Source organism: Streptomyces sp. NPDC093109 (assembly GCF_040701725.1).
Lineage (GTDB): Bacteria > Actinomycetota > Actinomycetes > Streptomycetales > Streptomycetaceae > Streptomyces.
On sequence record NZ_JBFBEZ010000044.1, the window covers coordinates 52,023 to 62,780 of the forward strand.

Genomic DNA, 10,758 nt, shown 5'->3' on the forward strand with positions numbered 1-10,758 from the left:
GCGGACAACAACGTCCGATACCAGTCACTTGACAGAGAGGTGATACGCGAGCCGGTACCGGTCGGCGGGGATGACGACGTCCGCCGTCTCCACTGCCCGTCCGGACGCGAAGTACGTCCGCTCCAGAACCATCACCACATGTCCTGGCACCCCCCCGAGCGTCATCAGCTCCTCCGCGAGCCCCGGGCGCGCGCCGACCTCCTCCACCACGTTGTCCACGACGATATCGATGGCCGCCATCCGCTCGACCACCCCGCAGCCCCCGAGGGGCCCCTCCTCGGGCAGCATCACCGGGGTGCGCCCGGTGACCGTGAGGGGCTCCCAGGACGTCGAGAGCATCATCGGCTCACCGCCGTCCCGGAAGACGTAGCGCGTACGCATCACGCGCTCCCCCGGCTCGATCCCCAGCCGCTCGGCGATCTCCGGGGGCGCCCCCCGCTGCTCGCTCCTGGACTCCCAGGTCCCCCGCGCCCCCGCACCGGCCTCCGACTGCTCCTGCCGGAACGGACTGGAGCCGGCCGGCGGCCGGTAGCCGGAGCGGGCGATCCGGCGCGGCACCGGCCGCTCCCTGACGTACGTACCCGACCCGGAGCGGCCCTCGACCAGCCCCTCGGCCATCAGCACCTTGCGTGCTTCCAGCGCGACCGTGTCCGAGACCCCGTACTCCTGACGGATACGGGCCTGTGACGGCAGCCGGGTGTGCGGCGGCAGATCACCGTTGACGATCTTCTCGCGCAATTCGCTCGCAACGCGCAGATAGGCGGGCTGCTCACCGAAGGCCACGGGCCACTCCCATCAGCTTGACAGACAGCAACAGAGTGGCAACCCTCGGTTGTTGACCGCAAGCATGGGCCAGGGTTTCACCGGAAGTGATGAGCCGAGGTTTACACCCGGACTCATCTGTAAGGATGGCTTTCCGGCGGCCCATGTGACGCCTGTACAGATCCGCGGAATCGTCATCAGCGGGACCGCCGGAACCGTACGGTCGCCCCTGGCGGCAGCTGCCCCGCCAGCGGCAGATCCGCCGCGTGCACCACCCCGATGACCGGATAGCCGCCGGTGACCGGATGGTCGGCGAGGAACAGGATCGGCTGCCCGTTGGGCGGCACCTGAAGCGCGCCGCGCACCATGCCCTCGGCGGGCAGTTCACCCGCCCGGGCCCGGCCGAGGACCGGTCCGTCGAGCCGCACCCCCACCCGGTTGGAGCGGCTGGTCGCCGTCCAGGGCTCCCCGTACAGCGCCGCGACGGCCGCCGCGTCGAACCACTCGTCCCTGGGCCCGGGGACGACCCTCAGGACGAAGTCCCCGGGCCCGGACCCGGACCCGCTCCTGGGCCCGGGCAGCGCGGCACGCGGGGCGAGGTCCACTCCCGGCAGCGCGCCGCCGGGCGGGGCCAGCGGCAGGATGTCCCCGGCCGCCAGCGGCGCGGGGCCGAGCCCCGAGAGCAGATCGGTGGAGCGCGAGCCGAGGGTGGCGGGCACGTCAGGGCCGCCGCGCAGCGCGAGGTACGTACGCAGCCCGGCCGTGGGCGCGCCGAGTCCGAGCACCTGCCCGTCGGCCACCGCGAAGGGCGCGTCCATCCCGACCGGCCGGCCGTCCAGGACCGCCGGGCAGGGCGCCCCGGTGAGCGCCGCCCAGACGACGCCGGGCGCGCTGCCGGACCCGCCGCCGGGCGCGGCTCCGGGCGCGCGCGCGTCAGCCCGCCGCGCGTCGACCTGCCACGCGCCGATCCGCACCCGCAGCCCGCCGTACGTGGTCTCCAGCGCGGCCGTGTTCTCCGGGTTGCCGACCAGGCGGTTGGCCAGCGCCAGGGACGGGAGGTCGGCGGCGCCCGAGGCCGTCACCCCGAGATGGGCCCAGCCGGGGCGGCCGAGGTCCTGAAGGGTGGTCAGCGGGCCGGGATCGAGGACCTCCAGGGCCCACACGCGCCGTACCCGTACGTTCCGTACGGCCGGCGGCGCGCTCATCGCGGCACCTCCCGCAGCCGTACGGTCCTGCCCGGCACCAGCAGCGCCGGCGGATCGCGCCGCTCGTCCCAGAGCGGGAGCGCGGTCGTCCCGAGGAGCTGCCAGCCGCCCGGGGAGGAGCGCGGGTAGATCCCGGTGAACCCGCCCGCCACCGCGACGGCCCCGGCTGGCACCTCCGTACGCGGCTCGGCGCGCCGGGGCAGCCGCAGGACCGGGTCCGTACCGGTCAGATAGCCGAATCCCGGGGCGAAACCGGCGAAGGCCACGGTGTAGTCCGGCGCGGTGTGCCGGGCGATCACCTGAGCCGACGTCAGCCCGGTCAGTCCGGCGACCTCCGCGAGATCGGGGCCGTCGTACCGTACGGGAACGGTCAGCGGCGCGAGACCGGCCCCCGCCGTCCCGGGAACCTCACGTGTCACGCCGCCCGTCGCGTCGCCCGCCGCGTCGGCCGCGCGGCGCGTCACCTCGGCGGCCAGCGCCTCGTGCCCGGTGACCGCCGGGTCGTAGGTGACCAGCAGAGTACGGGCAGCGGCGATCAACTCCCGTACCCCACGCGGAGTTTCGCGTTCCAGGGCGGCCCGCAGGGCAAGCACCTCGGCGGTCCCGGCGAGATCGACGATCAGCGCCTCGCTGCCCACGGCACGCACCGGCGGCGCCCCCTGCGCCGTCATCGGCCGGTGAACGGCCGGGGGCCGTGGCCCGCGCGGGTGAGTTCGGCGCGCAGCAGCCGGGCGATCGCCACCGCGCCCGGGGTGTCGCCGTGCACGCACAGGGAGTCGGCCTCGACCGGGACCTCGGTGCCGTCGACGGCCACGATCACGCCCTCGCCGACCAGCCGCAGGCAGCGGGCGACGATCTCGTCCGGATCGTGCAGGACCGCGCCGGGCTCACGGCGCGGCACCAGGGTGCCGCTCGGGGTGTAGGCGCGGTCGGCGAACGCCTCCCGCACACACCGGAGTCCGGCGTTCCCGGCCTGCCGCAGCCACGCGCTGCCGGGCAGTCCGAGCACCGGCAGGGCCGGGTCGTACAGCCGTACGGCGTCCACCACGGCGGCGGCCTGCTCCTCGTGGTGGACGATCGCGTTGTAGAGCGCGCCGTGCGGTTTGACGTACGCGACCCGCGCCCCGGCGACCCGGGCGAAGCCGTCGAGAGCGGCGATCTGGTAGAGGACGTCGTTGACGAGTTCCGCCGGGTCCATGTCGATGAAGCGCCTGCCGAAGCCGGCCAGATCGCGGTAGCCGACCTGGGCCCCGATCGCGACCCCGCGCCGGGCGGCGTTCTCGCACACGTTCCGCATCACGGTCGGGTCGCCCGCGTGGAAGCCGCAGGCGACGTTGGCGCTGGTCACGACGGAGAGCAGGGCGTCGTCGTCCCCCAGCCGCCACTGGCCGAAGCCTTCACCGAGGTCGCTGTTCATATCAATCCGGGTCATGCCGAGCAGACTGCCGTACGCGGCCGGTACGAGGGGGACCATCCGAATCAGCCGTTCGGCGCGCGTGCCCCGGCCCGGCCCGGGTACGCCGGTTCGTACGGTCGGTGCCGTGACCTCCGCGCGTACGCCCCTGCTCGCCTGTCTCCTCGTCGGCGCGCTGGCCGCGGCCGTACCGCCACAGGCGAACGCCGCCCCTTCCCCACCCCCCACCCCCGCCTGCGGCGAGGAATCAGCCGACTGGTCCCCGGCCGCGACCCGGATCGACCCCGCCGACAGCAACCACGCGTACACCGGCAACGGCTATCTCGGCACGCGCGTGCCGCCCCTCGGCGCCGGCTACGCCGAGAGCGGTACGGCGACGGGGTGGCCGCTCTTCACCCCCCGCTACGACGGCGCCTTCGTCGCCGGGCTCTACGCCCACGAGCCCGCCACCACCGCCGACCGCCAGGTCATCGCCGCGCTGCCCACCTGGACGACCCTGGACATCAGGGTGGGCGACGAGACGCTGAGCGCGAGCAGCGAGATCTCGGATTACCGCCAGAGCCTGCTGCAACGCTGCGGGGTCGTCGTCACCAGCCTGCGCTGGACCACCGCCGACGGCCGCGTGACGGACGTGACGTACGAGGTGCTCACCGACCGCTCCGACCCGCACACCGGCGCCGTACGGCTGCGCCTCACCCCGCACTGGAGCGGCACGGCGACCGTCACCGGCGGCGTCGACTGGCGCGGCGCGCGGCGGCTGACCCGTACCGGGGAGTCGGACGGCGTGGCGACGTTCCGTACGAACGGCACGGCGACGCCGGGAGCGGTGGCCACAAGGCTGGGCGGAACACCACCCGCCCATCAAGAAGTCCCCCTGAAGCTCAACGAGAACCGCACCCGCGCCATCGAGAAGTACGTGGGCGTCGACACCGCCCTCACCTCGCCCGATCCGCGCGCGGCGGCGCTCGACGCGGCGCGCCGGGCGGCGGGACGCGGCTGGCAGGCGCTGTACGCGGCCAACGCGGCGGCGTGGCGGCCCCTGTGGGACGCGGACGTGGAGGTGGCCGGCGAGCTCCCGGCGCAGCGGAACCTCCAGGCGTGGCTGCGCGCGGCGCGGTACGGCCTGCTGACGGCCGTGCGCCCGGGCTCCGCCGAGAGCCCGGCACCGACCGGGCTCAGCAGTGACAACTACGCGGGGCTGGTGTTCTGGGACGCCGAGATGTTCATGTTCCCGGGGCTGCTGGCGGGCGGGCCCGAACTGGCGCGGCCGGTCGTCGAGTACCGCCACCGCACCCGGGCGGCGGCGGCCGAGAACGCCGCGAAGCTCGGCTTCAAGGGCCTGTTCCACCCGTGGACGAGCGGAAGCGAAGGCTCCGTCTGGTCGGAGTGCCAGAGCTGGTACCCGCCGCACTGCGTCACCCAGAACCACCTTCAGAGCGATATCTCGCTCGCCGCCTGGCAGTACTACCTGGCGACCGGCGACCGCGACTGGCTGCGCGAGCGCGGCTGGCCGCTGATGCGCGGGATCGCGGAGTTCTGGGCGTCGCGGGTGACCGCGAACGGCGACGGCAGCTACTCGGTGAAGGAGGTGGCGGGCCCGGACGAGTACAGCAACGGCGTGACGGACGCGGTCTTCACGAACGCGGGCGCGGCGACGGCGCTGCGGAACGCGGTCCGCGCGGCGGAGCTGCTGGGCGAACCGGCGCCGGGCGCGGAGTGGTCGGGGATCGCCGACCGGCTCCGTATCCCGTACGACGCGAAGCGGAAGGTCTACCTCCAGTACGCCGGGTACGACGGCTCCCGGATCAAGCAGGCCGACACCGTCCTGCTGACGTATCCGCTGGAGTGGCCGATGCCCGAGGGCGCGGCGGCGGCGACGCTCGACTACTACGCGGCCCGCACGGACCCGGACGGTCCCGCGATGACGGACTCGATCCACGCGATCGACGCGGCGGCCATCGGCGAGCCGGGGTGCGTCACGTACACCTATCTCCAGCGGGCGGTCCGGCCGTTCGTGCGGGGCCCGTTCGCGCTCTTCTCCGAGGCGCGCGGCGACAAGGCGGGCGCGGACGATCCGCTGTCGGGCTCGCCCGCGCAGGACTTCCTGACCGGGAAGGGCGGCTTCCTCCAGGTCTTCACCCACGGTCTGACGGGCCTGCGGCTGCGGGAGGACGGCGTACGGCTCGACCCCACGCTGCCGCCGCAGCTGGCGGCGGGGGTGACGCTGCGGGGGCTGCGGTGGCAGGGGCGTACGTACGAGATGGCGATCGGCGCGCGGGAGACAACCGTACGGCTGCTGTCCGGCGCCCCCTTCACCCTCCACACCCCGACCGGCCCCCGCACCCTGGCCACGGCCACCCCCGTCACCCTCCCGACCCGCCGCCCTGACCTCACGGAGACGGACGACGCGGCCCGCTGCCGCCCGGCCACCGCCACCTCGGAACAGCCCGGCCTCTACGCCGAAGCCGCCGTGGACGGGGCCCCGGCCACGGCCTGGATCCCGGCGGACCCGGAGGCGGCACTCACCGTCACTCTGGCCCGCAGGACCGCGATCACCTCCATCACCCCGCACTGGACGGACGGAGCGGCCCCCGCGTCGTACACAGTGGAGACCTCGGTGGACGGCACGCACTGGAGCCCCCTGGAGCCGGGCGCGGAGGCGAGCACGGTGAGGGTGACGGTCCGGACTCGCCCCGGCGACAGGAGACCGGGAATCACCGAACTGTCAGTGCGGGAGAGCTGATCCCGTAGCCCTTCACAGCCGCCCCCGCCCGGTGAAGGGCTCGGTCCGTACCGCCAGCCACTCCGCCCCACCCCAGGCGGCCAGCGCCAGCACCCCGACCACCGCCACCGCGGCAACCCCCTCCCGCACCTTGAACCCCCCGACCCCCAACGCCCAGACCCCCAACGCGAGCGCCGGCATCCCGACCGCCAGGAGCGGCAGTTCGACATAGAGGAGACTCCAGTCCCGCTCCCCCTCGAACTTCCCCAGCATCCCGGGCCGCGCCCCCTGACTCCACACCACGACCCCGGTGAGGAACCCACCCACCACCGCGAGACACCCGGCCCATCCACTCTTCTCCATACAGCTCACCGACGTACGGACGGGGATCACCGGTTCCAGACCGGAAGCCGCCCATTGTGTACACATGGGACACTCTGTACCCTTGGGCTCATGACGCAGCCACTGCCCACAGAGTCCATCCGCGATGTGCGCGCGCATCTCGCCGAGGTCGTGGAGCGCGCCGACCGCGACGACGTTCCCACGGTGATCACACGGCGAGGCAAGCAAGTCGCCGCGGTGGTGTCCATCGAGACGCTCCGGAAGTACCAGGAATGGGAGGAGCGGGAGATCAATCAGATCATCGACGAGCGCATGGCGAACCGCTCGGCCGGCATTCCCCTTGAGGACATCATGAGGGAGACTCTGGCGCGCGGTGAGTGACTACCGCACGGTCTTCCGACCGGAGGCCCAGGCGGAGCTGCGAAAAATCCCCCGCGGCATGGCACTCCGCATCCTGGCAAAACTGACCGAGCTGGAAAGCGACCCACTCGGCTTCAACACCACCGCACTCGTCTCCCAGCCCGACCGCCGCCGCCTGCGCGTGGGGGACTACCGCGTCGTCTACACGATCGACAACGGAGAGCTGGTGGTATGGGCCGTGCACATCGGGCACCGCTCCACGGCGTACGGCACCTGATCCCACGTACGCGCCGACGAGCGGGATGCGCCATCAGATCGTGGCCGCGTCGATCACGAAGCGGTAGCGCACGTCACTGTTGGGCACAGTGACGCGGAACGCCGGATGCAGAGATTCCACTAACGAAAACGGAGGTTCCAACGAGGTCATCTCAACCCAGGAGGGGCATCCCAGCCCACGCCGGCAACTCAGCGATCAGTAGTGGTACCTGGCGGCGAGGACGACGATCTCCTTGTCCGTCACCAGGTAGACGAGGCGGTGCTCGTCGTCGATCCGTCGCGACCAAGCCCCCGCCAAGTGGTACTTCAGCGGCTCAGGCTTGCCGATTCCCGAGAAGGGATCACGCCTGACGTCCTCGATGAGCCTGTTGATCCGAGCAAGCATCTTGCGGTCGTTCCTGAGCCAGGACGTGTAGTCCTCCCAGCCCTGATCCTCGAAGACGAGCCTCACACGGCACCCGCACCAGGGTCCGACGGGCCCGGATCGATCAACTCACGCTCCGACACGTTTACGTGGGACAGGGCGTTCTCGTACGCCTTGAGCAGACGGCGGGCGTTCGCCGGCGAGCGCAGCAGGTACGAGCCCTCGCGCAGCGCCGCGTAGTCATCGGCCGAGACAAGCACGGCGTTGCCGTGCTTGGAGACGATCTCGATAACCTCGTGATTCTCGTTGACCTTCTTGATCAGCGGAAACAGTTCCTTGCGGGCTTCACTCGCAGTGATAGACATGCCCTGACCCTTCCATCAAGTGGTACCTAATAACGTACCACTCTTGATGCCGTCCAGGGAGGGGGCGTGGTGCTGCGCAACTTTCCTCAATGCTGCGCCACCACGTGATCCAGGGCTTCGTCGGCGCTCGCGACGGGATGTCCCTGGCCAGTTACGACCGGCTCTTCCCGGCCCAGGACCACTTACGATAGAAGTATGGATTCCGTTCTGGCGTGTGCGGACGCCGCGGAGAGCCGACGGGCGACTTGGGAAAGTCGTGGGATCGGCCACTACGAAGGTAACGCCGACCGGAATCCAGCGAGTTGACAGCGGGGGCGACACTGCGGCCACGGCGACCGCCATCGGTTACCGCGTCCTCACGGTCCGGCTGCCTCTGCTGCCGGGCGCGCTCATGCTCTCGGCACTCGTGCGTGGCAAGGTCCTCTGACCGTACCGGGCGTAACCCCGGTACGGAACGGCACGCCGCCAACAGGACCCCGGGATTCCGTCCTTGGGACCCGGAGGATACTGTCGCGGCCCCGGCCCGTGTACGCACCCCGACACGGGCTGGAGTGAACAGCACCTGCTTGAAACCCGCGCCGGATAATTCGCGTCTTCCCGGTCGACCCACCAACCCCAGCTTCAACACGACGCTAAGGCCACGCACCCGCGAAAGGAACTCGGTGCACCGTCACACCACGTGGTACAGCCTGCTGGGCCCGCTTGAGGTGCTGCGTGATGACACCGCGCTGGATCTCGGGCCGCGTCAGCGCCGGGTGCTGCTCATCCGGCTGCTGCTCGAAGAGGGCCGCCCCGTCTCCGTGGGGCAGCTCTGCCAGGACCTCTGGGAGGGCAGCGGGCCCGCTTCCGCCGTCTCGTCCCTGCGCGCCCACATCAGCAGGCTGCGCTCGGTGCTCGATCCCCCGCGCGTCGGACCCGGAGCGCCCAGCGTCCTCGTCAGCGGGCCGAGCGGCTACGCGCTGAAGGTGCCGCCCGAGGCACGCGACACCGCGCGCTTCGAGGAATCGGTTCTGCGCACCCGGGAGTGGCTGCACCGCGGCCAGTTCGCCACCGGCCGGGAGGAGATCGAGGGGGCGCTCGGCCTGTGGCGGGGCGGGGCGCTCGAGGACGCCGCGGAGTACTCGTTCACCCTGCGCGAGACGGCCAGGCTGCAGGCCGCCCGTCAGGACGCCGAGGAACTGCGCGTCAGGATCCTCATCAAGCAGGGCGACCTCGAACGGGCCATCCACCTCGCCGAGGGCCTCACCACCTCGGCGCCGCTGCGGGAGGCGTCCTGGGGACTGCTGATGCGCGCCCTGTACGGAGCGGGCCGGTCGGTGGAGGCGCTGCGGATCTACGAGCGGTTCCGCACGCTGCTCGCCGAGGAGTTCGGCCTCGACCCCGGACCCGCGATGAGCGAACTGCACACCGCGATCCTGCGGCACGACACCGCGCGCCTCGGCGAGGCCCGCACGGCGCGGTCCGCCGTTGCCCTGGCTGACCCGCGGCCCAACGGCCTTCCGCTGGTGGGCAGGGCCGAGGAGACCGAACGCCTGCACGCGCTGTTCGGCGCCGCGTCCGGCGGGCGCGCCCAGTGGGCGGTGATATCCGGCGAGCCGGGCTCGGGCAAGACGCGGCTGTTGGAGGAGTTGTCCGCGCGGGCGGGCGACGACGGGTTCACCGTCGCCTGGGCCAGCGGCGGCCAGTCGCTCAGCGAGGGCCACGGCGTATCCCGGCTCGACCCCGGGAACCAGCTGCTGGACGCGCTGCGGCGGCGGAACGGGACGCCGGCGGGGCCCGTAGACTTCCTCCGGCCGTTAGCCGAGAAACTGGCCGAGCGGCCCACACTCTGCGTCATCGACGACCTCGACTGGGCTCCCGCGGACTTCCACGCGCAGCTGGCGCAGCTCGCCATCCTGCTGCGGGACACCTCCGTCGTCGTCGTCTGCGCGCTGCGCGACACCGAGGAACCGGCGGTCGGCGGGCTTCTCGCGGAGCTGGCCCGGCACGGCGCGGCCCGCCTCGACCTGGAGCCGCTGTCGGTCACCGACGTGGCCGACCTGCTCGCCCTGCGCCGCCAGAACGCCTCGCCCGACCTGGCGGCGGCGCTGCACCGCCGCGCCGAGGGCAATCCTTTCCTGCTCGGCGAGTTGCTCAAGCAGCCGCCGGAGCAGCGCGTCGGTCCGGCCGCGCGGGTCCCGGCGGCCGTCGGCAGTGTCGTCCGCGCCCGCCTCGCCGAGCTGGCGGAGCCGGTCAGAACGATGCTCAACTACGCGGCCGTCGACGGCGACTCCGTGGACATCGGCCTGCTCGCCGAGGTCCAGGGGCTGCCGCCGGAGCAGCTCGCGCCGCTTGTAGACGCCGCCGTGACGGCCCGTGTCCTGGTCTGGGACGCGCGCGACGACGGCGGCTACCGCTTCCCCGATCTGCCGCGCGAGGTCGTGCTGAGCACGCTCACCCCCTCGTCGCGGCAGATACTCCACGCGGCGCTCGCCCGCGTACTCACCGTACGACCCGGTGCCGACCCGGCCCGGATCGGCAGCCACGTGGCCGCGGCGGGCCCCATGGGCTCTGCGGCCTCTCGAACCACCACCCCCGCCCCCGCCCCTGTGTGGCCCGCCACACAGCCAGGAGGAGACATACATGCCCGACGATCATGAGAAGTCCCGCGGCGCCACGCCGCCACAGGCCAGGACCGCCGACGACGTAGCGGCCGAGATGTCCGCCGGAGGCGCGTCCACCGCGCGCGAGTCGGCGAAGAAGGAGCCCGCCAAGGAGCCTGCCAAGAAAACCACGTGCGGATCCGTCGCCCCGTCAGGCGCCACGCCCCTGACCGAGTCCGGCACCCCGGACGGGAGCGGCAGCGCCGCGCAGCCCGTTACCTTTTCTGTGGCCCCGAAATGGGGCGCCTGGCCCCCGGGTCCGGTATGGCTGTGTGCCCCCTGTCGTACGGATGACCTGGGGGGTGT

The 10,758-nt window shown here is 72.4% G+C and carries 11 protein-coding genes and 1 pseudogene; 5 read left to right on the forward strand and 7 right to left on the reverse strand.

Features of this window, described 5'->3' with window-relative positions; genetic code table 11:
- Nucleotides 1-24 precede the first annotated feature (24 nt).
- The 4 genes from AB0389_RS31245 to AB0389_RS31260 all read right to left on the reverse strand — a co-directional run bounded on the left by AB0389_RS31245 (nt 25) and on the right by AB0389_RS31260 (nt 3,399).
- On the reverse strand, nt 25-783 hold the full coding sequence (locus AB0389_RS31245; RefSeq protein ID WP_366398886.1) for a GntR family transcriptional regulator: 759 nt from the start codon (nt 781-783) through the stop codon (nt 25-27).
- A 176-nt stretch (nt 784-959) separates the two neighbouring features.
- Nucleotides 960-1,967, reverse strand: coding sequence for a biotin-dependent carboxyltransferase family protein (locus tag AB0389_RS31250; RefSeq protein WP_366398887.1), 1,008 nt, complete (start codon nt 1,965-1,967; stop codon nt 960-962).
- Complete coding sequence (locus AB0389_RS31255) at nt 1,964-2,638, reverse strand: allophanate hydrolase subunit 1 (RefSeq protein ID WP_366398888.1); 675 nt, start codon at nt 2,636-2,638, stop codon at nt 1,964-1,966. Before AB0389_RS31255 ends, AB0389_RS31250 begins: the two co-directional genes overlap by 4 nt.
- Nucleotides 2,635-3,399 (reverse strand): 5-oxoprolinase subunit PxpA, encoded by a 765-nt coding sequence (locus AB0389_RS31260; protein WP_366398889.1) that lies wholly within the window; start codon nt 3,397-3,399, stop codon nt 2,635-2,637. Before AB0389_RS31260 ends, AB0389_RS31255 begins: the two co-directional genes overlap by 4 nt.
- A 109-nt stretch (nt 3,400-3,508) precedes the next feature.
- Between AB0389_RS31260 and AB0389_RS31265 the strand changes: the two genes are divergently transcribed.
- The gene (locus AB0389_RS31265; RefSeq protein WP_366398890.1) at nt 3,509-6,124 is read left to right on the forward strand and encodes a discoidin domain-containing protein; all 2,616 of its coding nucleotides are present in this window, start codon (nt 3,509-3,511) and stop codon (nt 6,122-6,124) included.
- A gap of 12 nt (nt 6,125-6,136) precedes the next feature.
- On the opposite strand, the gene AB0389_RS31270 is transcribed toward AB0389_RS31265, so the two are convergent.
- Nucleotides 6,137-6,532 carry a hypothetical protein gene (locus AB0389_RS31270; RefSeq protein ID WP_366398891.1) on the reverse strand — a complete coding sequence of 132 codons (396 nt, stop codon included), beginning with the start codon at nt 6,530-6,532 and terminating at the stop codon, nt 6,137-6,139.
- Between the two features lie 24 nt (nt 6,533-6,556).
- Here AB0389_RS31270 and AB0389_RS31275 point away from each other — a divergent pair, with 24 nt between their 5' ends.
- Together AB0389_RS31275 and AB0389_RS31280 are read left to right on the forward strand one after the other, a co-directional pair.
- Nucleotides 6,557-6,826 (forward strand): type II toxin-antitoxin system Phd/YefM family antitoxin, encoded by a 270-nt coding sequence (locus AB0389_RS31275; RefSeq protein ID WP_366398892.1) that lies wholly within the window; start codon nt 6,557-6,559, stop codon nt 6,824-6,826.
- The gene (locus AB0389_RS31280) at nt 6,819-7,082 is read left to right on the forward strand and encodes a type II toxin-antitoxin system RelE/ParE family toxin (protein WP_366398893.1); all 264 of its coding nucleotides are present in this window, start codon (nt 6,819-6,821) and stop codon (nt 7,080-7,082) included. Before AB0389_RS31275 ends, AB0389_RS31280 begins: the two co-directional genes overlap by 8 nt.
- Nucleotides 7,083-7,277: 195 nt before the next feature.
- On the opposite strand, the gene AB0389_RS31285 is transcribed toward AB0389_RS31280, so the two are convergent.
- Entirely contained in the window at nt 7,278-7,532 is a 255-nt protein-coding gene (locus tag AB0389_RS31285) for a Txe/YoeB family addiction module toxin (RefSeq protein ID WP_366398894.1), read from the reverse strand.
- Nucleotides 7,529-7,810 (reverse strand): type II toxin-antitoxin system prevent-host-death family antitoxin, encoded by a 282-nt coding sequence (locus AB0389_RS31290; protein WP_366398895.1) that lies wholly within the window; start codon nt 7,808-7,810, stop codon nt 7,529-7,531. Before AB0389_RS31290 ends, AB0389_RS31285 begins: the two co-directional genes overlap by 4 nt.
- Before the next feature lie 662 nt (nt 7,811-8,472).
- Between AB0389_RS31290 and AB0389_RS31295 the strand changes: the two genes are divergently transcribed.
- Together AB0389_RS31295 and AB0389_RS31300 are read left to right on the forward strand one after the other, a co-directional pair.
- Nucleotides 8,473-10,449 carry a BTAD domain-containing putative transcriptional regulator gene (locus AB0389_RS31295; RefSeq protein WP_366398896.1) on the forward strand — a complete coding sequence of 659 codons (1,977 nt, stop codon included), beginning with the start codon at nt 8,473-8,475 and terminating at the stop codon, nt 10,447-10,449.
- A pseudogene (locus AB0389_RS31300) lies at nt 10,433-10,758 on the forward strand (hypothetical protein); the annotation flags it as partial. The gene AB0389_RS31295 and the pseudogene AB0389_RS31300, both read left to right, overlap by 17 nt.